Raw genomic sequence first — 25707 nt, 5'->3', positions numbered from 1 at the left:
TAACTATGAAGAAATGGTTATTAACAATTGTTTTCGGCACAGCGTTAGTGCTCGGCGCTTGTGGCGGCGGTGGAGATGACGGCGGTGACGGTGATACCGGTGGTGACACTGGTGATACTGGTACCGAAGAATCAGCTGACGACAGCGGAGGAGAAACCGCCGCAGCCGGTGAAGAAATTTACGAAAGCAACTGTGCTCAATGTCACGGTGCTGACCTTTCCGGTGGTGCCGGGGATGATTTAACAGCAGTTGGTGCAGACTATTCTGCCGATGAAGTTGTCGATATCATCCAAAATGGTACAGGAAGCATGCCGGCACAGGAACAAGTCAGCGATGAAGATGCACAAACACTTGCAACATGGTTAGTCGAAAATTACAATTAATAACGAACAGACAAAAGTTTGACCTGTTTACATATGGGTCAAGCTTTTTTTGTTGCCTGTCCGGAAACCATCCAGTCTTTTCCTCCCTCCTGCAAATTCCGCATAAATTATCTAAAATATTACAAAGATTGATTCAAATTACATAAAATGAAATGAAAATGTAATATTATAAGCCTAAAATTTCTGCTGAAAAATGTTATAATGAATAAAAATTGTTAAACCATCCCGATTTAAAACGCAGTTAGTCTTCTTATACCGAATTATGATGAATTTTAACAGCTAAGAGTTACAACATTATGAATAAAAGGTGATACATACATGATTAAAATGAAAGACGTTTACAAGACGTATGCGAATGGTGTGACTGCCCTGAATGGGATTGATATAAATATTGATCAAGGTGAATTTGTATATGTTGTCGGACCGAGTGGTGCCGGCAAATCAACGTTTATCAGGCTTATCTACCGTGAAGTAAAGCCGACTGACGGTACCATTGTGATTAATAATACTGACTTAAGCACACTGAAGGAAAAGCGGGTTCCATTTTTGCGCCGGGATGTTGGTGTCATTTTTCAGGATTTCAAGTTGCTTCCAAAACTATCAGCCTATGAAAATATCGCATTCGCACTTGAAGTCATTGAAGAATCCCCCCGCAATATCCGCAAACGCGTTATGGATGTTCTGGAACTGGTCGGATTGAAGAATAAGGCACGCTTCATTCCGGACGAGTTATCCGGAGGTGAACAACAGCGTGTGGCGACGGCACGTGCCATTGTGAACAACCCTAAAATTGTCATTGCGGATGAGCCTACCGGTAATTTGGATCCTGAAACGTCATGGGAAATCATGCGGGTTTTTGAAGAGATTAATGACAAAGGTACGACGATGATCATGGCCACTCACAGCCAGGAGATTGTCAATACGATTAAAAAGCGCGTAATCGCAGTGGAAGACGGCTTAATCGTGCGTGACGAGCAACGAGGTGATTACGGCTATGAAGTATAGAACAACTAAGCGCCATTTCAGAGAAGGTGCCAAAAATATTTTCCGAAATGGCTGGATGACGGTGGCATCTGTAGGCGCAGTCACAACAACACTATTGCTTGTGGGAGCTTTTCTCGCGTTAATGCTGAATCTTAATCACATGGCTCAGGGTCTGGAAGAAGATGTCGAGATTGAAGCATTAATCGACCGTACTGCAAATGAGGAAGAAATAAATGAAATTGGCTCGGCCATAGAACAAATGAATGAAACAGAAACTGTTGCATTCAGCTCAAAAGATGAAGAACTCAGTCAATTAATTGAGGACATGGGCGAAGAAGGTTCCACCTGGCAGATGTTTGAGCAGGACAACCCATTGAACCATGCTTTTACTGTTAGGGCAAAGAAACCAACCCAAACAGAGTCGTTAGCAGCGGAAATTAATAATTTGGATAATATCCAGGAAGTCAACTATGGAAGAGATGTTGTTCAGCAGTTGTTTCAATTTAATGAATACGCACGCAACATTGGTTTGGTATTGATTATCGGATTAGTCTTTACTGCTATATTCCTTATATCAAACACAATTAAACTTACAATTATGGCCCGCAGCAGAGAAATCGGTATTATGAAGCTTGTCGGTGCTACCAATAACTTTATTCGCTGGCCGTTTTTCATTGAAGGTGCGCTGCATGGCATATTCGGGTCCATAATTCCAATTGCTGCTGTTCTGACAGGGTATCATTATTTGGTGAATAACCTCAGTGGTCAAGTTACGTACGCTTTTGTAGATTTATTGCCATTTCATCCATTTGCCTGGCAGTTATCCCTGATTATTTTGTTGATTGGAACGTTTATAGGTATTTGGGGAAGTGTTATGAGCGTACGCAAATTCCTGAAAGTTTAAATAGAGACATACCATTTAGATTCCGCAGAGAGGGGAAACGAGATGAGGAAATTTATTTCTTATTCATTGGCTACAGTTATGGTTTTCGGTACAGGAGCAGCTGGTATGCAGAGTGTATCAGCTCAAAGTACCGATGAACTGGAGCAGGAAATCCAAAATAAACAGAATGAACAACAGGAAATAGAAGAAGAACGGTCTGATTTGCAGAGCGATAAAGAGGCAACAGAAGACAAAATCGAGGAAAACCTTGATGAACAGGACAGTGTCAATAGTGAAATTAATTCAATAGACCAGGAGTTGGTTGATACCAGGGATGAAATTGCAACTAAAGAAGATGAAATTTCTGATACGAACTCACAGCTTGATAATTTAAGCAATGAGATTGATGAATTAACTGGGCAGATCGATCAATTAAAAGATGAGATTCAAGAGCTTCAAGAGCGAATTGAACAACGGGAGGAAATGCTTAAAGACCGCCTTCGTTCTATTCAATCCAACGGGGGCAGCTCGAAATACATAGAAGTGATTTTTGGAGCAACAAGTTTTGGTGATTTTATCAGCAGATCTTCGGCAGTTAATACCATTATGGACCAGGATAAAAACATAATGGAAACCCATGTTCAGGAAAAACAGGAAGTCGAGAATAAGCAAGCTGAGTTAGAAGGTAAGAAAGAAGATGTTGAACAAAAGAAAGGTGAAGTGGAAGATAAAAAAGCTTCACTTGAGGATCAAAAACAGGACCTTGAATCCTTAAAATCACAATTGGACGAGCAAATGTCTGAAAAAGAGAGTTTGCTTGGTGACCTGGAAGAAGAGGAAAGTGAACTGGAAAGCTATAAGGTAAGCCTGGAGGACGAACAGGAAATACTGCAGCAGCAAGAAGCAGCGGCTCAGGAAGCTATGGAAGAAGCTAAGCAGGAGAAAGAAAGATTAGAACAGCTTGCCAGGGAAGAAGAAAATAGTTCAAATTCCGGCGGCAACTCGACCAACAACTCAAGCGGTGATTCCCCTGAACAGGTAACGTCAGGCAACGGTAAGTTCATCCATCCGTTATCAGCCGGCAGAAGTGCTCTCACATCAGGCTATAAGTATCGTGGGGGCTCATTCCACCATGGCATTGACTACGGAATAGGGATAGGCACCCCGGTTAAGTCGGCTGCATCTGGAACTGTCAGCTACGCCGGTACGATGAGCGGATACGGTAACGTTGTGTTGGTAAGTCATTTTCTTGACGGAACCTCCTACACGACACTTTATGCCCATCTGAACAGCATTTCCGTTTCAGTGGGACAATCAGTTTCGAGTGGACAGACCATAGGAGCAAGCGGGAATACCGGCCGTTCAACAGGCCCGCACCTGCATTTTGAAATTCACACAGGTAACTGGAACAACGCGAAAAGCAATTCAGCCAATCCATTAAGTTACCTCCCTTAAAAATAATCACATGTCATTGCATTTTGTCTGCATAAACTATATCATTAAAGGCATCGCACATTACGGTGTGATGCCTTTTTGTAGATAATAGCAGAAACAGGGATAAATGGTTAATCTAATCGTCTTCCTCGACTTTTGGAATGGACAAGACGTCAGGTAAATATATATAAGTTGGGGTGAAAAAATGAAGCAGAAAAAGCTATATATCGTACTCCTTCTGGCTGGTGCGCTGGTATTGGGGTTTGCAGGAGCATACTTGGGGGTAACACTGGCTCAGCCTGACTCCGGAGTGGATCAAGCGCCTGAACAATCAGCTGAAATGCCGGATCAGAACAGTGGCAATCCGCCGACTAACATGCAAAAAGTGGCACAAACCTATAATTTAATTCAGGAACATTACTTGGAAGATGTAGAGGACAACCAATTAATTGAGGGTGCCATTCAAGGTATGATTGCCTCATTGGAAGATCCGTACAGCTCCTATATGGATGTTGAATCGATGGAGCAATTTAATGAGACCATTGAATCATCATTTGAGGGAATTGGTGCTGAAGTAAGCATGGTTAATGATCAGGTCACAATTGTATCGCCGATTAAGGATTCACCTGCTGAAGAAGCAGGGCTGCGGCCGAATGATCAGATTTTAAGTGTTGATGGTGAAAGTGTTGAAGGATTGAGTTTGAATGAAGCGGTCGAAAAAATCCGCGGTGAAAAAGGAACAGAAGTTGTTATTGAAATCCAGCGGTCCGGCGTTTCGGAATCGTTTGATGTCACCCTGGTCCGTGATGACATACCGGTCGAAACCGTTTATTCCGAAGTGGAAACGATTGATGGAAAGAAAACGGGTGTCATTGAAATAACATCTTTTGCGGAAAATACAGGAGACCATTTCACCGGGCAACTGGAAGAACTGGAGAATGAAGGTATCGAAGGCCTGGTTATTGATGTGCGCGGCAACCCGGGTGGTGTTTTGGACTCTGTTGAAGGCGTATTGAAAAATTTCATTCCGGAAGATATGCCTTATGTTCAAATTGAAAGTCAAAATGGTGAGACAGAAAAGTCATATTCAGAATTAGATGAGAAAAAACCTTATCCAATCAGCGTCCTTGTAGATGAAGGAAGTGCCTCCGCGTCAGAAATTCTGGCAGTCGCCATGAAAGAGGCAGGCTATGATGTTGTTGGAACAAACAGCTTTGGCAAGGGTACAGTTCAACAAGCTGTACCTGTCGGGGATGACGGCAGCAGGGTCAAATTAACCTTATTCAAATGGCTTTCACCCGAAGGCACATGGATTCATGAAGATGGTGTAGAGCCTACAGTTAACGTCGAGCAGCCTGACTACTACTTCACAAACCCTGTTCAGGTGGAGGAGCCTATTACCTTTGACGAGACAGGAGAAGATGTGGGGAATATCCAGGTGATGCTGGAAGGATTAGGTTATGATCCCGGTCGTACGGATGGTTACTTCAGTGAACAGACCGAAACTGCCGTTGAAAACTTTCAAGCGGACAATGACCTGGAAGTGACCGGAGAAGTGGATGAGGAAACAGCAGGATCAATTGAAACCAGCGTCGTTGATCATGTCCGTAATGGTGAAGATGACCGGCAAATGGAAGAAGCGTTGGCTGTTTTATATAATTAGACAGGAAGCCCGCGGGTAGTACTCGCGGATTTCTTTTCAAAAGTTAAAAAAGTATATCATTTCAGGGGACGTTTTCAATCTTGAAATTGGCTGGTTCGCCGATTTCTACCAATCCGACTCCGACCTCTGGCCTCTGAAAAAACGCGTCAGCGTTTTTTCTTATAATTTGCAGGAAATACGTCGATAGATATCGAATATAGTGAATCAGAGAAGTTATGACAGAAGGTGATCATGGTGGCAGAATCATGGTTTATGGAACTGGCAAACGGCCTGGGAAGGTTCTTTTTAAACCCGCTTGTGTATTGGGCAGTCATTTTACTGATAGCAGTTGGATATAAACGAATCAAAATGGAACGTAAACAGTTTGGTTTGAAGATTTTTGATATCTTTTCAGAATGGAAAAATACGTGGCTTGTTTCTTTGATAGTTGGTTTTTTATTATCGATCATAACAATTGGGTCAGGCATGGTTTTTTCGTATGAAACGATTTTCCTTATCACCGGTGTGACCATTTTACTCAGTTTGGCCCTTCGCTTAACGATGTTATCACCGGCTTATACAATTGGCGTAACGTATTTTTTGCTGTTATTGTCACCGTTTGTATTGGATTATCAGTCATTTATTCCGTCCGATTTATTCGAAGCTCCAAATTTCACTGCCCTGAGTTTATTGTTAGCTCTGTTATTAACGGCAGAGGCATTTTTATTAAAGCGGCACACCCGGAATGATACATTTCCGGCTTTGGAGACTGGTCGCAGGGGGACATGGGTAGGTGTGCATCACCTTAAAAAAATGACGCTGATCCCGTTTTTTGTCCTGATTCCCAGTGGCTCGATTACATCTTTTGCCTCTTTCTGGCCGTATTTTTCATTGGGCGGTGAAACATATAGCCTTGTGCTGGTACCGTTTATCGTTGGATTTAATCATGCTGTGAAAGGGGATTTGCCCGAAAAGGCTGCATCACGTTTAGCCAATTCAATCCATATTTTAAGTCTGGTTGTTCTGTTTCTGGTTATCGGCAGTATGTATATTGGCTGGCTGTCGCTGGCAGCTGTAATGACCGGGATCGTTGGACGGGAGTATTTCAGTTACCGGCATCGTTTAAAGGATCAGGAAAAAGCTCCTCTTTTCAACAAGCATGAACGCGGTATAAAGGTATTGGCCGTTATCCCTGGTACATCGGCAGACCGGTTGGGCATTTCTATAGGTGAAACGATTTCAAAAGTCAACGGAAAAAAAGTGGCTGATATGGACGCATTTTATTATGCACTGCAAGAAAGCGGTGCGTTCTTCAAACTGGAAATAATCGGTGATAATGGCGAAGTACGTTTTGTTCAAAGTGCCCTTTATGAAGAAGATCATCATGAATTGGGTATTATCACAACCCAAAATCGGTATCGGGAAAACAAGTATGCGTAAATATATCCTGGATTTGCTTCAATTTAACAAGCAGCAAGGTACTCATTGTATCTTGCTGCTTTTTTACTGTTTAGATGGTTGTAACCATAAAAACTAAAAAAACTGTTTTTTCGAAAAATAACCTTAAATGAGTGATATACATCACTCGGAGGCGGCTGCTTTTCTCGTATGATGAAACCGATTATACAGATCTATTCTGAATGGAGTTTATCTTAAAGGGGGTCATCGAGTTGATACAAACAATTGCATGGGTTGTCAGTCTGTTTTTCATGCTGGTTGTTACAGCGGTGTTTGGTATAGTCGCCCTGAAATCCACGAAAAAAAGTGATTATACACCGATCAAGAAAAAGTGGTACAAGGCGCGTACATTTTATGGTGCAGCATTAATTGTATTGTTATTGGCGGTATCGATTTATACGTTAAGAGACCTTCCATACAATCAGCCTGTATACAGTGCAGACGAAGAACCGGTCGTCGTTGATGTGGAGGCACTGCAATTTGGCTGGGAGATCAGTCAAACCGAATTTAAAGTTGGCGAGCCGATTGAATTTCATGTAACCAGCCAGGATGTTAATCACGGATTTGGTATCTATGATGAGGATATGAATATACTCACGCAGACCCAGGCGATGCCCGAGTACACGAATGAAGTTTATATAACATTTGATGAACCGGGTACCTATGAAATTCTCTGCATGGAGTATTGCGGCTTGGCTCATCATTTAATGACGGCGGAGTTAACGGTAACAGAATAACATGATGGAGGTGTGATGAATGGAATCGGTAAAATCCCGTAATAATGTCGTTGTTTCTTATTTGATAGCTGGCGGTTTGATTATTCTTGTCATGATAATATTTGGGATTTTAATGCTCTTATCACAAGGTGGTGTTCTCGATCTGCAACCGGCTGCGTTTTACCAAATTCTTACAATACACGGCACTGGTATGGTTGGGGCCTCTGCGTTTGCGGCTGCAGGCATAATGGCTTATTTTTTAAGTAAATATGTGGACTTATCGAAAAACGTATTGATGACAAATCTGGTATTTTTCCTGATTGGTGTTGTCATGGTCATCATTGGGGTATTTTCATTTGAATATGCAAGTTCCTGGACATTCTTATACCCGCTGCCGCAGCTTTCAGCAAATGCGTGGGGAACAATCGGTGCCCTTCTGTATTTATTCGGTATGCTGATTTTAGGTGTTGGCTTTTTATTGTTCTACCTTGACGCCGGTCGAGCGATTATAAAAAATTATGGCAGCTTGGCTAAAGGACTGGGCTGGGATGTTATAAGCGGAAAAAAAGCAGAGGCTGATGCGCCGTCCAGTACCGTTGTTGCCAGTACGATGGTTGTCATCATCAATGTCACCGCATTAACCGTCGGGGCTGCCGTATTGATCATGAATGCTATCAATGTCATTAATCCGGCATTTACCGTTGATCCGCTGCTGGCGAAAAATCTGACGTACGCGTTTGGCCATATTTTTGCAAATTCGATTATTTATATGGGCGTCATTGCGGTCTATGAAGTTTTACAGCAATATACGAAGCGGACGTGGGCGGTTAACAAAGTATTCCTGATTGCCTGGACGATGTCGACTGTCTTTACCTTATTGATCTATACGCATCATTTATTGATGGACTCTGTTATGCCGACATGGATGTTGATTATGGGACAGGCACTTTCCCATGCCAATGGCTTGCCGGTGCTTGTGGTGACAGCTTATGGCGCGCTGATGATTGTGTATAAATCAGGTATTAAGTGGGATGTAGGCTCAGGTCTGATTTTCATGTCGATGTTCGGCTGGGTAGCTGGTGTTGTTCCGGCCATTGTCGATGCGACGATTGTCGTCAACCAGGTCATGCACAATACGAAATGGGTCCCGGGACACTTCCATATGTATATGGCACTGGGGGCCTGTGCCATGATTTTTGGATTTATGTATTATCTGGCTAAACAGGATAGTTCGATTAAAACGAACGCAGCTGACAAATTCGCTTTTGTCGGTTATGCGGTTTCCATAGCTGCGCTCAGTGGTTCATTCCTTGTATCCGGCGTGTTGAGTACACCGAGAAGATGGGCAACCCATATTCCGGAATGGATGGGCCCTGCATTATTTGGTGGTGTTATCGGGGTGTTGGCATTTATTTCGGTAGCCATATTTGTCATTCACTTCATACGGTTTATTAGAATTCGGAGCAAAACAGTTCCTGGCACTTACAAGAAAGAACAGTTGGCTTAGTGCTATAGATTTAGCGGTACGGGGAGGCAGGCAAATGCGAAACTTTCTATATGGGATGATCTTGCTTGCTTTTCTGATCATCCCACCTGTCAGAAATACGCTGGAATCGATTATGATAACCCATATGCTTGTCCAGATTCCGCTCTTGATCGTGTCCGGATGGCTGATGGCGGATGTTTTCCAAGAAAGATTTAAGGCGTTTTTCACCAAATGGAATGAAAACGGTATTGCCGGTATCCTGCTTGTCATTTTTATTACAGCCTACTGGATGATTCCATTAAACATCGACAGGTCGCTCGAGATGTGGTCCATGGAACTGTTCAAATTTGGCAGTCTGCCGCTATTAGCTGGCATACCGCTCCGGGATAGCTGGAAAAAGATCAGTTCTTTAGTGAAAAGTTTTATTATTTTTAACTACATTTCCATGTTCGGACTGTTGGCCTGGATTTATATTGAGGCACCTGTCCGGGTTTGCAACAGTTATTTGGAATCTGATCAGGAAATATTAGGCTGGGGCTTCCTCGTGATTACAGTCAGTCTTATTCTCTATATGCTTCAGAATGTCTTTGCTGATCAATCGGAAGCATCGCCTTAGCATTCATAAACACTTTCCGTTTCCTTTGCTCATCAGGAAATGGGGAGTGTTTTTTACATGAGATATAAATGAGAATAAATGTAAAAACTATATGCTATTTTTTCACAATGACAATAGTGTAAATGAGACTTTAAACCATTGATATATCAACTTTTCACTATATTTATAGCGACATAAATTGTTCATAAATGAACATGATTTAAGTGATTTGAATCACAGGGATGCAAGGCCAATGAACGTACACTATAGATAAAGATAGGGTGAATCATTCGCATAAGGCAGATAACAATCAAAGACCAAACAAGACCGAATGGTTGTACTTATCTAACAACATTAAGAGGTGGTTGAAATGTTCAAATGGTTAGGGATTCAAGCAGTTGTTGGTCTGAGTGTTTTGGTGTTGTTGTTATCTGCTTGTTCAGGGGAAAATGCCGAATCTGAAACAGATGTATCACCTGATTTGGAATATTCTGTTGAGAGGGCAAGTGCTGAGGAAGCACCTGAGGTTATCCCCGCTCATGAAGGGATAAACCATGAGCCAACCCCATTGGATATTGAACGGGATGGTGATGATGTTTACATTAACATGACAGCACAGATTACGGATATTGAGATTGAGGATGACTACAATTATAAAGCCTGGACATTCAATGGTGAAGCACCCGGTCCGGTGGTAGTTGTTAACGAAGGCGATACCATTCATTTTACGTTGGATAATATGGATCCATCCATTCCGCACAGTATGGACTTTCATGCCGTCCACACTGCACCTGATAAAGGGTATGCCGATGTAGGCCCAAATGAAGATGGAACGTTTGTTTATCAGGCATCAAGCCCTGGTGTATTCATGTATCACTGTGGAACAGATCCAGTCCTGTCCCATATTGCTAATGGCATGCATGGTGTGATTATTGTACAACCGGATGATGGCTATCCAACAGATGATGAAGTTGATCAGGAATATGTAATCATCCAGAACGAATGGTACAAATATAATGATCTTGATAATATGACAAACGAAGAACCATCCCAGGTTGTATTCTCGACAAAAGCACTTCACGAAGATCAGCCTAACACAAATGGTACAGTCGGCGCATTAATTGATGAACCACTCGAAGCCAAAGTTGGTGACAAGGTACGATTCTATATCAATAATGTCGGACCAAATGAAATCAGCAGTTTCCACGTAATCGGTACTATGTTTGATGATGTATACATTGACGGGAACCCTGCCAATCACCAAGAAGGCATGCAAACAGTTGGATTACCGGCGAGTGGCGGTGCAGTAGTAGAATTCACAGTCAAAGAAGCTGGGACATATCCATTTGTCACCCATCAATTCGAACATGTTCATAAAGGAGCTATTGGCGAACTGATTGTAACTGAATAAGGAAGGAATGCAAATACAAAACCCGGCTTTTTAAGAGGCCGGGTTTTTCGACTTTCTGGATTGGCTGCTTTCTCAAAGATTGTTGCGACGTAGAGTGCTTTGTTGATTTTCGTTCCGGCCAGTCGCTTTCCGCGGGCAACGCTTCAGCCACCGTTGCGGAAAACCGCCGCTGCGGGGTCTTCAGCTGCCCGCTTTCCCGCAGGAGTCGACTGGCCTCCACTCCAATCAACACTCTCAAGAGAGGATTGATTACACGATAAATAATATGATTATAAAGCACAAAGCAGCGGAGCGTATTTCCGGAGCGGTGTCACTGCACTCAACTTTTTCAGTGTGTCGCAGTTTATATTCGACTACGAAGAGCAACAAAGCTTACGAAAAGAGCTTTTGGATTAAAATACCTTCAATATAATTTTTTTGATTATGCAAACTAATGAATGAAACCAGCAAAAGTAAAGGATAAAAGGCAATGAAAAGTTATTTATTAACATTATGGAACACATTCGACCCAATTTATTACAACTTTACCAGGCTTCATCATGTAGCTGACCATGAACACAATAAAACAATATTTCGTGTCAGATTAACAAAATATAAAGGTAAGACAGTTGTACTGAAGGACGGGACAACCATTCATAAAAACGACTTGTTATTAAAAATTCATTTGCATAATGTGCGCATGATTCGTGAGCTCAAACAGGTCAAGAGCGAGATGAAAAAAGCTATACTGTTATATCATATGATCCGGAATGATTTGCAGTGTCTCTCCCGATACGTTGAAAAGCATCCAAGACGTTATGCTATCAAAGCAATTATCGGTATTACGGCATTGCATAAAGGAACTGAAAGATTAGGATTTGAGACGTTCTCACTCCAAAATCGCTATTATCGTCTCGTTAAACAGCTGACATTTTCACTGATTGGTTTTATCGCTAATACGGCAAACCACAACGTGCCTGTCTATTTGTTCATGTCCACAAACCAGCTGCTGGACTATTCGAAACCAACATAGAGCAGGGCTTCACTTTTAAGGACAGATAGCCGCCATTCATTGACGGTTTACTGTCCGTTAGATGGGGGATCATGAATCAGGCGCTTTTGGAGCTGTTGATCGGAATCTGGTGAAACGTTATTTCGGGTCTTGAGCCGATCCGTATATTAAGACCGGTTTGGCCAAGTCCCTCACTGATATAAAATGGTGCTTTGTTATGCATGTGCAGCCCTTTGATCATATTTTGCCTGGCAAGTTTGCCCATTTTAGCAAGATGATAAGCTTTAGGATAGCAAATTTGGCCACCATGAAAATGTCCGGCCATCAAATAATCAAATGTGTACCCTTGCATATCCAGAACGATATTGGGATCATGTGTCAGCACTACATTCGTCCCTTGATTCACATCCTTATAAGCTAAAGGAATGTTACTGCGGTTAGTGCTGTCGTCATCAATGCCGATCACATTAATAACGTGTCCATTAATCGAAAAGCTTTCACTTTCATTCTGTAACACATGAACATCATGCTGCTTCAACGTGGTAATAAGGTCTGACAAATCCTGGCCTTTCAGAACATAGTCGTGATTGCCCAGAACAGCATAGATGCCATAAGCAGGTTTCATATCGTGTAACACGCGTAAATATGGCAAAAGCTTGGGGATTGTACGTTTCCGGTCAAGAAAATCCCCCGTCAATGCAATCATATCGACCGGTTCATATTTCAGCTTGTCTGCCAGCTGTGATGGTGTCAGCGATATGTTTTCCAGATGCAGGTCTGACAGGTGAAGGATTGATAATGCCGGGTTCTGATCAGCCGGTTCAGGTTCTATTTGTATTTTATTAATCTGAATATCTGTTGTATTTTTGTAAGCTTTGTACAGGAAATAACCGATGATAACGATCATCAGCATAATAATGAAAACTGTCATTGCAAAACTCCTCTCTGGTAAAATTATAGCATGCAGCAGAGGGCAGATTCATTGGTAATTGAAGCCAGGTTTGACTGGTTTGTGATGGAGGTAAAACAATGGAAAAGGAAAAGGCACTATTTTTACCATTCATGCAAATTCCAACTGGGCATCACCATGTTGCAGACGCATTAATTGACGAAATCCACTTATTTCATAACGATATCATATGCGATAAAGTGGATATTTTGTCGTACAGCTATGGGAGAATCGAAAAAGTGGTTTCGCAAACCTACTTGAATTGGATTAAATTTTTCCCGGATACATACAACTGGTTGTATAGAAGAGCTGCCTATAAACAAACACCGTCACACAAACGTCAGTATCTGTATGAAGCCATGTTCATGCATTTTTTCAAGCGGTTGATGACCCGCCATAACGCCCGCGTTTTATTTTGTACACATGCACTCCCCTCGAATATTGCCAGTGTACTAAAAATGAAAAACCAACTGCAGGCGATTACCGTTAACGTTTATACGGACTTTTTTATAAATGGTGTTTGGGGAATTGAAGGAATCGATTATCATTTGGTACCGACAATTGAAGCAAAAAACTACTTAATGAAGAAGGGGGTTTCGCCTGAACATATTTATGTGACCGGCATACCAATTGATCACGTATTTCAGACGGAGACAGACGAAGGAAAAGGTCGGACTGACGATCGAATCTTGAAGGTATTAGTCACAGGCGGCAGTCTTGGAGTTGGCTCGTTGAAACGTTTACTGGCATCACTCAAATCAGATAATATTCACTATTATGTACTGTGCGGTAAAAATGAAGCATTATATCAGGAATTGCTTGAGCACCAATCGAATACGGTAACACCGCTTCCGTATATCGCAAATAAGGTTGAAATGAATAAGTTGTATGATCAGGTGGATGCAGTCGTGACAAAGCCTGGAGGGGTTACCATCAGTGAATGCCTCATGAAACGGAAACCGATCTTTCTATATGATCCATTGCCAGGACAGGAAAAAATTAATGCAGAACAATTACAACAGCAGGGTACAGCCATTTCGGTCAATCCGGATGAAAATTTGGGACAGCAATTATGGCACTTTCTGTCGGATGATAAAAAACGAAAAGCGTATGAAGCGAATCTTGACGCATATCATCGTCGGCTTGATAAACGATCAGTATCAGAATTAATGACAGAAATCATCCAAAATAAACATTAGCAGCATGAAGCCGCTAATGTTTTTTCATGATTCATCTGAATTGATGAAACGCATGCCGGTTAACCCTTTGTGAATGATTTTTGGTGGTGCATCGGGTAAAATGGGCAATAGAAAAGTAAAGTGAATAAATTCGAATGTTTGTTCGTTTATTAGTTAAAATATCAATTTAAATATGATAGAATAAGTTTATGTGGAATAAACGGAGGTTTTCGGTTTGGAAAATAAATTCGAGTTGGTAGCACAGTACGAACCCAGCGGAGACCAGCCTGAAGCGATAAAGGAAATGGTCGAAAAGGTTAAAGCCGGACAGCGGCATCAGACATTGCTTGGTGCAACGGGTACAGGAAAAACGTTTACGGTTTCGAATGTGCTGACAGAGATCAACCGCCCGACACTTGTGATTGCCCATAACAAAACACTGGCTGGGCAGCTATACAGTGAGTTTAAGGAATTGTTTCCGAATAACGCTGTTGAATATTTTGTCAGCTATTATGATTACTATCAGCCGGAAGCATATGTACCATCGACAGATACGTTTATTGAAAAAGACGCCAGCATAAATGATGAAATCGATAAACTGCGGCACTCGGCAACGTCTGCATTGATTGAACGCCGTGATGTGCTGATTGTTTCCAGTGTGTCATGCATTTATGGTTTGGGGTCACCGGAAGAGTATGAGAGCCAGGTGCTTTCGTTAAGAATGGGAATGGAAAAGGACCGGGATCAGCTGTTACGCGATCTGGTCGATATTCAGTATGCACGGAACGATATTGACTTTCAGCGTGGAACGTTCCGTGTACGCGGTGACTCGGTTGAAGTTATTCCGGCATCACGTGAGGAACATTGTATCCGCATTGAATTTTTCGGTGATGAAATTGACAGAATCAGGGAAGTGGATGCATTAACCGGTGAAATTGTCGGCGACCGGGAACATGTGGCGATATTCCCGGCATCACACTTTGTCACCCGTGAGGAAAAACTCCAGAAAGCGATTAAAAATATTGAAAAGGAATTGGAAGAACGGTTAACGGAGTTGCGCGAACAGGATAAATTGCTGGAAGCGCAGCGTCTCGAGCAGCGTACCAATTATGATATTGAAATGATGCAGGAGATGGGCTTTTGTTCAGGCATTGAGAACTATTCACGTCATTTAACATTTCGTGAGCCCGGTTCGACACCTTATACATTATTGGATTTCTTCCCGGATGATTTTCTTTGTGTCATTGATGAATCACACGTGACCCTGCCGCAAATCAGGGGCATGTACAACGGGGACAAAGCGCGAAAGCAAGTATTGGTTGATCATGGTTTTCGTTTGCCATCTGCATTGGATAACCGTCCATTACAGTTTGGCGAGTTTGAAAAAGTGACGAACCAGCTGATTTATGTCTCGGCGACACCTGGACCATATGAAGAGGAACACGCACCGGATGTGACCGAACAGATTATCCGGCCGACCGGTTTATTGGATCCGAAAGTCCATGTCAGACCAATTGATGGCCAGGTTGATAATCTGATTGAGGAAATCAGTAAACGAGCCAAGCGGAATGAGCGCGTGCTTGTCACAACACTGACGAAAAAAATGTCCGAGGATCTGACTGATTACCTGAAAGAAATCGGCATGAAAGTTGCTTATCTTCATTCGGAAATAAAGACGCTGGAGCGGATTGAAGTTATCAGGGACTTACGTGTCGGCAAATACGACGTTCTTGTCGGTATTAACCTGCTCAGGGAAGGATTGGATATTCCTGAAGTATCGCTTGTTGCCATTTTGGATGCCGATAAGGAAGGGTTTCTACGTTCTGAGCGCTCACTCATTCAGACGATGGGACGTGCAGCCCGTAATGAGAATGGTGAAGTTATCATGTACGGTGATAAGATAACGAACTCCATGCAAGTAGCTATCGACGAGACAAATCGTCGCCGCGAAAAACAAATGGCGCACAATGAGAAATACAACATTACACCAACAACCATTCGAAAAGACGTTCGTGATGTCATACAGGCAACCGTGGCAGCAGAGGAAGCAGATGATTATGAAAGCAAGAAAACAGATGTTGCCGGAATGTCCAAAACTGAGAAAAACAAAGTGATTGAAAATATGGAAAAAGAAATGAAGGAAGCTGCCAAATCACTTGACTTCGAAAGAGCTGCTGAATTACGGGATATTGTGCTGGAACTGAAAGCGGAAGGCGCGTGATGCCCTGGGTCGGCCGGGTAACTGGATGGCCTCAGCACCAATGAAGGAACTAAGTTTTGGCAGCATTGAATAATGACTAACAAGCAAAGTGGAAGGATGACCTATTCATGCCGAGTAAATCAATTACAATCCAAGGTGCCCGAGCACATAATTTACAGGATATCGATGTATCGATACCTAAAAATAATTTTGTTGTCCTGACAGGGTTATCCGGATCCGGTAAATCGTCGTTGGCTTTTGATACGCTTTATGCTGAAGGACAGCGCCGCTATGTGGAATCACTTTCGGCGTATGCCCGGCAGTTTTTGGGACAAATGGACAAGCCTGATGTTGATGCGATTGAAGGATTATCACCGGCTATATCGATCGATCAGAAAACGACGAGCAACAACCCGCGTTCAACGGTTGGGACAGTTACGGAAATTTACGATTATCTGCGCCTGTTATATGCCCGTGTTGGCCATCCGACATGTCCGAAACATGGCATCGAAATCAGTTCACAGACGGTTCAGCAGATGGTGGACCGTATAATGGAATACCCGGAGCGAACTAAGATGCAAATTCTCGCCCCGGTTGTTTCCGGTCGTAAAGGTGAACACGTTAAAACAATCGAAAAACTGAAACAGGAAGGTTATGTCCGCATTCGTGTCGACCAGGAAATGCGTGAAGTGACGGACGATATTCAGCTTGAAAAAAATAAAAAGCATTCGATTGAGGTAGTTGTTGACCGCGTCATTGTTAAAGAGGGTGTTGAGGGTCGCCTGAGTGATTCAATTGAAACGGCATTGGGATTAGGTGATGGCAATATTATTGTCGACGTGATTGGTGATGAAGAACTGAAGTTTAGTGAAAATCATGCGTGCCCGATTTGCGGTTTTTCAATCGGCGAACTGGAACCACGTCTGCTTTCATTTAACAGCCCTTTTGGTGCCTGTCCAACCTGTGATGGACTTGGAACGAATCTTGAAGTTGATTTGGAGCTGGTCATTCCGGATTGGGAGAAGACCTTGAAACAGCATGCGATTACGGCTTGGGAGCCTATCAGCTCTCAATATTACCCACAGCTTCTGAAAAGTGTTTGTGATCACTATGGCATCGATATGAACATCCCGGTCAAGGAGATCCCGAAGAATGAGCTGGCTATCATTTTATATGGAAGCGGCAACGAAAAAATACGTTTCCGTTATAAGAATGATTTCGGCAAAATCCGTGATAACGACATTTATTTTGAAGGTGTTTTGAATAATATTGCCCGCAGATACCGGGAAACATCTTCTGATTTCACCCGGGAACTGCTCGGAAAATATATGGCTAATAAAAATTGCCCAACCTGTAACGGTTATCGTCTTAAGGAAGAAGCGCTTGCAGTACTTATAAATGGAAAGCACATAAGTGAAGTGACCGATTATGCCATTACCGGTGCAAAGGAATTTTTCCGGAATCTTGATTTGACGGAAAAGGAAGAAACGATTGCCCAGATGATACTAAAAGAGATTAATGACCGGCTGGATTTTCTTGACAACGTCGGACTCAATTATCTGACCCTGTCACGCTCGGCAGGGACATTGTCAGGTGGTGAGGCACAGCGTATTCGTCTTGCAACACAGATCGGCTCGGCCTTGACCGGTGTTTTGTATGTGCTTGATGAACCATCAATCGGACTGCATCAGCGGGATAACAACCGCCTGATAAATACGTTAAAACAGATGCGGGACCTGGACAACACATTAATCGTCGTTGAGCATGACGAGGACACGATGCTGGCAGCTGATCATCTGATTGATATTGGTCCGGGAGCAGGTGAGCATGGCGGTCATATTGTTGCCAGTGATACACCGGAGAACGTGAAGAAAAACAAGGCGTCGCTGACAGGTCAATACCTGGCGGGTGATAAGTATATACCGCTGCCGACAGAGCGCCGCAAACAAAATAAACGTAAGCAAATCAAAGTTGTCGGTGCCGAAGAAAATAACCTGAAAAATATCGATGCCTCATTTCCAATCGGACTGTTGACGGTTATTACCGGGGTTTCCGGTTCAGGTAAAAGTTCATTAGTCAATGAAATTTTATATAAATCATTGGCCAAACAGTTGAACCGCGCCAAAGTAAAGCCCGGCAAACACAAAAGGATTAACGGTCTCAATAATATCGAAAAAGTGATCGACATTGATCAGTCGCCAATCGGCCGGACACCGCGTTCAAACCCGGCAACTTACACCGGTGTGTTTGATAATATCCGGGATGTGTTTGCCCAGACAAATGAGGCAAAGATACGCGGGTATAAAAAGGGCCGGTTCAGTTTCAATGTGAAAGGCGGCCGCTGTGAAGCATGCAAAGGCGACGGGATTATCAGAATTGAAATGCACTTCTTGCCGGATGTCTACGTCCCTTGTGAAGTATGCGATGGCAAACGTTATAATCGGGATACGCTGGAAGTGAAATATAAAGGCAAAAGTATCGCGGACGTTCTGAGTATGACCATTGAAGAAGCACTGGATTTCTTTGAAAATATCCCGAAAATCAAACGGAAGCTTCAGACCGTTTACGACGTGGGCCTTGGATATATTAAACTGGGGCAGCCTGCAACGACTCTATCCGGCGGGGAGGCACAGCGCGTTAAACTTGCAAGTGAACTTCATCGCCGCTCAAACGGCAAAACCTTTTATATTTTGGATGAGCCGACAACCGGATTGCACACGGATGATATCAACCGCCTGATGAATGTGCTGCAGCGGCTAGTTGATAATGGCGATTCCGTCCTGATTATCGAACACAATCTGGATGTCATTAAAACAGCTGACCATATTATTGATATCGGTCCCGAGGGAGGTGCCGGCGGTGGTCAAATCCTTGCCGCCGGGACACCGGAGGAAATCGCCGATCACGAGAAATCCTATACAGGACACTATTTGAAGCCAATTTTAGAACGAGACCGTAAACGTATGGAAAGGGATATGGAAAAGCGTGAAAAAGTCGGATCGAAATAGACAAGAGGTGGCCACCCGCATGTGGGTGCGCCATCTTTTTTTGTGGCAAAATTTGATGACAGATATGTGCAGAGGTATTCCGAGCTGGGTTTGAAATCCTTGGAATATGTTCGCGGGCACGCAACATGGGCCAGAAATCCTGAAATATGTTCCGGAACAGCGCAACATGGGCCAGAAAGCCTGAAACATGTTCCAGAACAGCGCAACACGGGCCAGAAAACCTGAAACATGTTCCCGAACAGCGCAACATGGGCCAGAAATCCTGAAATATGTTCCGGAACAGCGCAACATGGGCCAGAAATCCTGAAATATGTTCCGGAACAGCGCAACATGGGCCAGAAGCTCTGAAATATGTTCCAGAGCGGCACAACATGAGCGCGAAATTTGAAGTATCTCAAGCATCTTCAGGTCAAAACTTTTGACGCAGCATAACCATTCCGCTAACCTGAAATTAGGAAGCTTTACGCTTGGGAGGAAATAGGATGAAACCGATAGAAATTGAACAAGTACAAGAATTACTGGACTCTTTTACCGCTAAAGAGGTCTATATTCATTTGGAAACGACAAATGGTGCTTATGCGAGCCATTTTGATGATAAAGCATATAATGTTGGTGCATATATACGCAATGCCAAGGTTAAGTTTTCACAAGCAAAAATCATTGGCAACGGCAAAAGCTACCGTGTGGGACTAAAAACAGAAATGGGCTGGATTTACGCTGAAGGATTGACGGACTGGACGCTGCATAAGGAAAAGCAGTTATTAATGGCCGGACATGATCGTGAAGGACGTCTGATGGTTGCGCTGCATATCAGTGAAACACCATTGGGCGAATAGCAAGTATCTATTCAGAAAATCAAAACGCTTATAATATCTTCAGCAAAAAGGGTCAGGTGAAAGAGATGGAAAAACATGTTGTCGTTATTTACCCGCATCCGGATGATGAATCATTCGGTGCTGCCGGTACAATTACAAAATACCGTGAAGAAGAAGTACCTGTCACTTATTTATGCGGAACATTGGGTGAAATGGGCAGAAATATGGGAACACCCGCTTTTGCCAACCGGGAAACACTTCCGGAAATCCGCAAAGAAGAACTGATAGAAGCATGCAAACAACTGGATGTCGACCTTCGCATGCTCGGATACCGTGATAAGACAATGGAATTTGAAGACAAACGTCATGTTGCCGAGCACTTAAAATCGATCCTGGATGAGATACAACCAAGCCTGGTTATCACACATTATCCGGAACATGCCGTGCACCCTGATCATAACGCAATGGGTGCAGCAGCCATTGAGGCGGTTCGGATGATGGATGCCCAGCACCGTCCTACTGTCTGGGCACAGGCGATTACCAATGATTACATCAACGAACTTGGTGAACCGGATATAAAAAATGATGTGACAGCATATTTTGATAAGAAGATGGAAGCGATTCTATCCCATAAGTCACAGGCAAGTGGTGTTATAGGACAATTTCAGGAATATTGGGCAACAGAAGATATGAAGGAAGCTGCGAAAAAACACCTGGGTAAAGAGCAGTTTTACATTTGGCATTTTGGTGAATAACTAGGGTGAAGGGAGGAATATGATGATGAGGAAGCGATTATATCGTTCAAACTCTGAGCGTATGGTATCAGGTGTTTGCGGAGGATTGGCAGAATACTTCAATATCGATCCGACCATTGTCCGTTTGCTGTTTGCAGCATTCGCCTTTGTGGGAGGTGCGTCAATCTACGCTTATATTATCGGTATTTTCGTCATACCAAATGAGCGGGAGGTTCGCTGATGCTGATTCGCTGGTTAATATCGGTTTTTCTGAATGCGGTGGCACTGATTGTCGTCGCCGAGCTGTTTAATGGTTTTCAGCTTGAGGGGTTTGGCACGGCGCTTTTGGCCAGTGTTATTCTTGGTCTTTTAAATGTCATTATCAAACCGATACTCGTTGTTCTCACATTGCCAATCACATTGCTGACACTCGGGTTGTTCCTATTCGTCATTAATGCCATCACACTGATGATCACACAGGCCATAATGGACCATTCATTTGTTATTGAAGGGTTTGGAACAGCCATTATCGCTGCAGTCATTATTTCCATATTGAATTTGTTGTTGAACAGACTGAAAGATACTGTAAGATAATAAGCCCGGACTATCGCAGGTGTCATTCCTGCGATTTTTTCTTGATGTAAGAAAATATAAATTTCGGATGACGTTTTCAATCCTGAAATCGGCTAACTCGCCGATTTCTGCCAATCCGACCTCCGACCTCTGGCATCTGAAAAGACGCGTCAGCGTTTTTTCTTAGTTTGTCAGTCAAAGATAATATTCGATACTGTTAAAATATGCTACAATGTAAATCAGTTGTACACAGGGAAATTGGAGGTTTCTGATAATGGCCAAAGTGCGAACGCAAGACTTGCTGGATAATTTCAATCTGACTCTTGTTGCAGGAGCGGATGGCGTCCATCGGGAAATTACGTCGAGTGATGTGCATCGCCCGGGTATTGAAATGACCGGATATTTTGATTACTACCCGAGAGAACGTCTGCAATTAATCGGAAAAACTGAAATGGCCTATTTTCTTGATTTATCGGATGAAGCTAAAAGAAGCCGCATGGAGCAGCTTTGCACCGATATCACGCCAGTCATCGTCATTTCACGCGGGATGGATATCCCCGATGTTATGCTTGAAACGGCTGATAAGGCAGGTGTCCCGATATTACATTCACCACGACAAACAACCCGCGTCATCAGCCGGCTGACAAACTATCTGGAAGCAAAATTTGCTCCATTTACTGCCATTCATGGTGTTTTAGTTGATATTTACGGTGTTGGCGTACTACTGACCGGCCAGAGTGGTGTCGGTAAAAGTGAATCAGCATTAGAATTGGTAAAACGGGGACACCGTCTGATTGCGGATGACAGTGTGGAAATTCGGCAGGAAGATTATGACAGGCTGATTGGAAATTCGCCGCCATTGATCGAGCACTTGCTGGAAATCCGCGGTCTGGGCATTATTAATGTCATGACACTCTTTGGCGCCGGTGCGGTCAGGAGTCATAAAAAAATATCGTTGATCATTAACTTGGAATTATGGGATGAGAAGAAGCAGTATGACCGTCTTGGTTTGGATGAAGAAACGATGAAAGTCATGGATGTCAACCTTCCGAAAGCAACGATCCCGGTTCGTCCCGGACGAAATCTGGCCGTTATTATTGAAGTTGCAGCGATGAACTTTCGCTTGAAACGGATGGGTGTGAATGCCGCCGAGGAGTTTTCCGAGCGTTTGACTGACATGATAGATCAGGGAAATGAAACAGACTAGGGGTGATTGAATTGAGTTGCAGCGCACCTGCATTAGATCCTGTTTTTTTAGACATTGGTCCACTGACAATATACTGGTACGGTGTGATCATTGCTCTTGGTGCTTTTTTAGGACTGTACATAGCGACAAAGGAATCCGATCGGTTAGATCTGCAAAAAGACTTGATGATCGATCTGGTTGTTTTTGCGATTCCAGTTGCGATCATATTCGCACGTCTATATTATGTTATTTTTGAATGGGACCGCTATGTTAATGGACCATGGTGGCAAGTGTTTGCCATATGGGAGGGCGGTATTGCCATTCATGGTGCGTTAATAGGGGCGGTTTTGACAGCGCTGATTTTTGCCCGCGTCAAAAAAGTGTCATTCTGGCAGTTGGCAGATATTGCGGCGCCAAGCCTGATTCTGGGGCAGGCAATCGGACGCTGGGGCAATTTTATGAACCAGGAAGCATATGGCGGGCCGATTTCGGAAGCAACGTATAACAGCTTTCATACATATTTGCCTGATTTCATTATGAATCAGATGTGCATTGATGGTGTCATGCATCATCCGACGTTTTTATATGAATCAGTCTGGAACATATTGGTGTTTATACTCCTGCTGATATTGCGCCGTCGGAACCCATTGCGCGGTGAAGTGTTCCTGAGTTATCTGATGGCCTACTCCGCCGGTCGGTTCTTTATCGAAGGCATGCGAACGGACAGCTTGTATGTGTGGGGTACCGACTTACGGATGGCCCAGCTCATTTCCGTTGTGATTATTTTGGCTGTGGCTGCTTTAATCTGGTACCGTCGCAAAAAAGGCATAGCTGATAAACATTATGATGGCAAAAAGGTGAAAAAGAATAATAAAAAGAAGTAAAAAAGAAGTGGGGGACGCGTAATTGACTGGCATTTTACAGCGGGGATTGCAGCAAGGTCTTCAGGTTGCATGGTCACTGGGAAAGATCATTTTTCCGATTACGTTGATTGTGACAATTTTACAATATACGCCGGTACTGCCCTGGATTATTGATCAAATCAGGCCATTAATGGGGCTGTTGGGATTATCCGGTGAGGCAGCCGTGCCGCTCGTACTGGGGAATGCTTTGAATTTGTATGCCGGGATTGCTGCGATTGTATCATTTGAATTCACGGTAAAAGAAGTTTTTATATTGGCAGTCATGCTATCTTTTTCCCATAATTTGTTCATTGAATCAGCTGTTGCATCCAAAGTGGGTGTCAGCTGGTGGCTCATTTCCGGTATTCGTATTTCGCTGGCCTTGCTTTCTGCCATTGTGATCAACCTGATGTGGAATGGCGGAGGAGAGGCAGCGCAATATGGGTTTATCTCGTCATCAGACGTTGTTTTGAACGGATGGGAGGAGATTTTTCTGCATGGTCTCCAAACAGCATTTGCAGCGATTATCCAATTAGCCTTAATTGTTATTCCCTTGATGATCGCAATGCAATTTTTCCGAGAAAAAGGCTGGCTCACGCGAATATCCGATAAACTTGGACCATTTACCAGGATGCTCGGGATGGAAAAGAACACATCCATGACGCTTGTGGCCGGTCTGACGATTGGCCTTGCCTATGGTGCCGGACTCATGATACAGGCGGTGAAAGAAGATGGTGTTTCCAGACGGGATATGTATTTGGCATTGATATTCCTTGTCTCCTGTCATGCGGTTGTGGAAGATACACTGATTTTCATTCCATTGGGGATCCCTGTCTGGCCATTATTGGTCATCCGTCTGGTAACGGCGATTTTGCTGACGATGACTGTGGCGTTTGTCTGGAAGCGTGTGGAAAATCGAAAAAGGAAGGAACCTGCACATGAACATTCATACCATACTCTTTGACCTTGATGGCACGTTAATCGATACGAATGAGCTGATTATCGAATCCTTTATGCATACGTTCAGCCATTATGGGAAAAAGCTTTCCCGTGAGCAAGCGATTGAATTTATCGGTCCGCCATTAAGGGACTCATTTCAGCAATTCAATTCCAGCCAAGTGGATATGATGATTGAAACGTACCGGAAACATAATCAGGAGCATCACGATGATTATGTTAAAGCCTTCCCCAATGTTGCCGAAACGTTAGATGAGCTTAAGAGACGGGATGTTCAGCTCGGTATCGTTACGTCAAAAATGAAGGGGACGGTTGACATGGGCTTAAAGGTTACCGGACTTGCTGATTATTTTGAAACGATTGTTACACTTGATGACGTTGTTCATGCCAAACCGCATCCCGAATCAATCATGAAAGCGATGAATTCTTTGGAAGCAGATGCATCGTCTGTATTAATGGTTGGTGATAATTCGCACGATATTGAAGCAGGTCACAATGCAGGTGTTAAGACAGCAGGTGTGGCCTGGTCACTGAAAGGCCGGGAGAAGTTAATAACGTATAAGCCGACATATATGTTGGATGATATGCTGGATCTTTTGAAAGTGACAGGAGTGTAATGTATGCGAAAAACCAATCGGTACCCTGTCGAACAGGCCAATTCGTTATGGCAAATTTATAAAACGGTGTCATTCTGGAAAGTTGTAAAAAATTTTATTTTTATCCAATTGGGGCGTTACACCCCTTTTTTGGGTGTGAAAAATTGGCTCTATCGAATTTTTCTAAGGATGAAAGTCGGGGAACAGACGGCGTTTGCACTTATGGTGATGCCGGATATTATGTTTCCGGAAAAAATATCGGTTGGATCAAACAGTGTAATCGGCTATAATACAACCATTCTGGCGCATGAATATTTAATCAAAGAATACCGGATTGGTGAGGTCGTGATCGGCAATAATGTGATGATTGGCGCTAATTCCACAATCCTGCCCGGCGTAACAATAGGTGACGGTGCAATTATTTCCTCCGCGACACTTGTCAACCGGGATGTCCCGACCGGAGCGTTTGTCGGCGGTAACCCGATGCAAGTGATTTATACAAAGGAAGAGATGGAAAAGCGAATGAATGATGATAAGGGTTAAGCGGAGAAAACCGCTCCGACTGGTATATTGGTTTAAATTTTGGCTTTTATTAACTAACATTAAATATACATTAACATTAAAGT

Annotated in this window: 24 protein-coding genes; 23 read left to right on the top strand and 1 reads right to left on the bottom strand. The window is 43.2% G+C overall.

All coding sequences use genetic code 11. From position 1 onward, the window contains the following. Positions 1 to 5: 5 nt before the first annotated feature. From cccB to Len3610_RS10265, 11 genes are all read left to right on the top strand, one after another. Positions 6 to 383 (top strand): cytochrome c551, encoded by a 378-nt coding sequence (gene cccB, locus Len3610_RS10315; protein WP_176447871.1) that lies wholly within the window; start codon positions 6 to 8, stop codon positions 381 to 383. A 318-nt stretch (positions 384 to 701) separates the two neighbouring features. Next, a complete protein-coding gene (gene ftsE / locus Len3610_RS10310; protein ID WP_176447870.1) occupies positions 702 to 1388 on the top strand; it encodes a cell division ATP-binding protein FtsE in 687 nt (228 codons plus the stop codon). Next, positions 1378 to 2271 carry a permease-like cell division protein FtsX gene (gene ftsX, locus Len3610_RS10305; protein WP_176447869.1) on the top strand — a complete coding sequence of 298 codons (894 nt, stop codon included), beginning with the start codon at positions 1378 to 1380 and terminating at the stop codon, positions 2269 to 2271. Before ftsE ends, ftsX begins: the two co-directional genes overlap by 11 nt. A 42-nt stretch (positions 2272 to 2313) precedes the next feature. Next, complete coding sequence (locus Len3610_RS10300; protein ID WP_176447868.1) at positions 2314 to 3705, top strand: murein hydrolase activator EnvC family protein; 1392 nt, start codon at positions 2314 to 2316, stop codon at positions 3703 to 3705. Between the two features lie 184 nt (positions 3706 to 3889). Next, positions 3890 to 5347, top strand: a complete 1458-nt coding sequence (locus Len3610_RS10295; protein WP_176447867.1) for a S41 family peptidase — start codon at positions 3890 to 3892, stop codon at positions 5345 to 5347. Positions 5348 to 5578: 231 nt separating this feature from the next. Then, complete coding sequence (locus tag Len3610_RS10290) at positions 5579 to 6766, top strand: PDZ domain-containing protein (RefSeq protein WP_255259552.1); 1188 nt, start codon at positions 5579 to 5581, stop codon at positions 6764 to 6766. A gap of 230 nt (positions 6767 to 6996) precedes the next feature. Then, on the top strand, positions 6997 to 7521 hold the full coding sequence (locus tag Len3610_RS10285; protein WP_176447866.1) for a cupredoxin domain-containing protein: 525 nt from the start codon (positions 6997 to 6999) through the stop codon (positions 7519 to 7521). Between the two features lie 19 nt (positions 7522 to 7540). After that, positions 7541 to 9007 carry a cbb3-type cytochrome c oxidase subunit I gene (locus Len3610_RS10280; protein WP_176447865.1) on the top strand — a complete coding sequence of 489 codons (1467 nt, stop codon included), beginning with the start codon at positions 7541 to 7543 and terminating at the stop codon, positions 9005 to 9007. 34 nt (positions 9008 to 9041) lie between these two features. Beyond that, complete coding sequence (locus Len3610_RS10275) at positions 9042 to 9602, top strand: hypothetical protein (RefSeq protein ID WP_176447864.1); 561 nt, start codon at positions 9042 to 9044, stop codon at positions 9600 to 9602. Positions 9603 to 9951: 349 nt separating this feature from the next. After that, positions 9952 to 10992 (top strand): multicopper oxidase domain-containing protein, encoded by a 1041-nt coding sequence (locus Len3610_RS10270; RefSeq protein ID WP_176447863.1) that lies wholly within the window; start codon positions 9952 to 9954, stop codon positions 10990 to 10992. 469 nt (positions 10993 to 11461) lie between these two features. Next, positions 11462 to 12004, top strand: coding sequence for a YkoP family protein (locus Len3610_RS10265; protein WP_176447862.1), 543 nt, complete (start codon positions 11462 to 11464; stop codon positions 12002 to 12004). A 76-nt stretch (positions 12005 to 12080) separates the two neighbouring features. On the opposite strand, the gene Len3610_RS10260 is transcribed toward Len3610_RS10265, so the two are convergent. After that, positions 12081 to 12914 carry a metallophosphoesterase gene (locus Len3610_RS10260; protein ID WP_176447861.1) on the bottom strand — a complete coding sequence of 278 codons (834 nt, stop codon included), beginning with the start codon at positions 12912 to 12914 and terminating at the stop codon, positions 12081 to 12083. A gap of 98 nt (positions 12915 to 13012) precedes the next feature. Here Len3610_RS10260 and Len3610_RS10255 point away from each other — a divergent pair, with 98 nt between their 5' ends. The 12 genes from Len3610_RS10255 to Len3610_RS10200 all read left to right on the top strand — a co-directional run bounded on the left by Len3610_RS10255 (position 13013) and on the right by Len3610_RS10200 (position 25624). Then, positions 13013 to 14131, top strand: coding sequence for an MGDG synthase family glycosyltransferase (locus Len3610_RS10255; RefSeq protein WP_176447860.1), 1119 nt, complete (start codon positions 13013 to 13015; stop codon positions 14129 to 14131). A 214-nt stretch (positions 14132 to 14345) separates the two neighbouring features. Beyond that, positions 14346 to 16331 carry an excinuclease ABC subunit UvrB gene (gene uvrB / locus Len3610_RS10250; RefSeq protein ID WP_176447859.1) on the top strand — a complete coding sequence of 662 codons (1986 nt, stop codon included), beginning with the start codon at positions 14346 to 14348 and terminating at the stop codon, positions 16329 to 16331. Between the two features lie 107 nt (positions 16332 to 16438). Continuing rightward, on the top strand, positions 16439 to 19318 hold the full coding sequence (gene uvrA, locus Len3610_RS10245; protein ID WP_176447858.1) for an excinuclease ABC subunit UvrA: 2880 nt from the start codon (positions 16439 to 16441) through the stop codon (positions 19316 to 19318). A gap of 482 nt (positions 19319 to 19800) precedes the next feature. Continuing rightward, the gene (locus Len3610_RS10240) at positions 19801 to 20154 is read left to right on the top strand and encodes a YojF family protein (RefSeq protein ID WP_176447857.1); all 354 of its coding nucleotides are present in this window, start codon (positions 19801 to 19803) and stop codon (positions 20152 to 20154) included. A gap of 65 nt (positions 20155 to 20219) precedes the next feature. After that, entirely contained in the window at positions 20220 to 20888 is a 669-nt protein-coding gene (gene bshB2, locus Len3610_RS10235; protein WP_176447856.1) for a bacillithiol biosynthesis deacetylase BshB2, read from the top strand. 25 nt (positions 20889 to 20913) lie between these two features. Continuing rightward, a complete protein-coding gene (locus tag Len3610_RS10230; RefSeq protein ID WP_176449624.1) occupies positions 20914 to 21108 on the top strand; it encodes a PspC domain-containing protein in 195 nt (64 codons plus the stop codon). After that, on the top strand, positions 21108 to 21461 hold the full coding sequence (locus Len3610_RS10225; RefSeq protein ID WP_176447855.1) for a phage holin family protein: 354 nt from the start codon (positions 21108 to 21110) through the stop codon (positions 21459 to 21461). Before Len3610_RS10230 ends, Len3610_RS10225 begins: the two co-directional genes overlap by 1 nt. A 253-nt stretch (positions 21462 to 21714) precedes the next feature. Then, positions 21715 to 22647: an HPr(Ser) kinase/phosphatase gene (gene hprK, locus Len3610_RS10220; RefSeq protein WP_176447854.1), complete on the top strand. Its 933-nt coding sequence runs from the start codon at positions 21715 to 21717 to the stop codon at positions 22645 to 22647. Between the two features lie 11 nt (positions 22648 to 22658). After that, positions 22659 to 23510, top strand: coding sequence for a prolipoprotein diacylglyceryl transferase (lgt, locus tag Len3610_RS10215; RefSeq protein ID WP_176447853.1), 852 nt, complete (start codon positions 22659 to 22661; stop codon positions 23508 to 23510). A gap of 22 nt (positions 23511 to 23532) precedes the next feature. Continuing rightward, on the top strand, positions 23533 to 24492 hold the full coding sequence (locus Len3610_RS10210; RefSeq protein WP_176447852.1) for a nucleoside recognition domain-containing protein: 960 nt from the start codon (positions 23533 to 23535) through the stop codon (positions 24490 to 24492). Continuing rightward, positions 24467 to 25102, top strand: coding sequence for a pyrophosphatase PpaX (ppaX, locus tag Len3610_RS10205; RefSeq protein WP_176447851.1), 636 nt, complete (start codon positions 24467 to 24469; stop codon positions 25100 to 25102). The genes Len3610_RS10210 and ppaX overlap by 26 nt, the downstream gene beginning before the upstream one ends. Before the next feature lie 3 nt (positions 25103 to 25105). Then, positions 25106 to 25624: an acyltransferase gene (locus Len3610_RS10200; protein ID WP_176447850.1), complete on the top strand. Its 519-nt coding sequence runs from the start codon at positions 25106 to 25108 to the stop codon at positions 25622 to 25624. Positions 25625 to 25707 lie beyond the last annotated feature (83 nt).

This window comes from Lentibacillus sp. CBA3610, assembly GCF_013373365.1.
GTDB lineage: Bacteria > Bacillota > Bacilli > Bacillales > Amphibacillaceae > Lentibacillus.
Note: the sequence above shows the minus strand (reverse complement) of the source record. Positions and strands in the feature narration are given on the sequence as shown.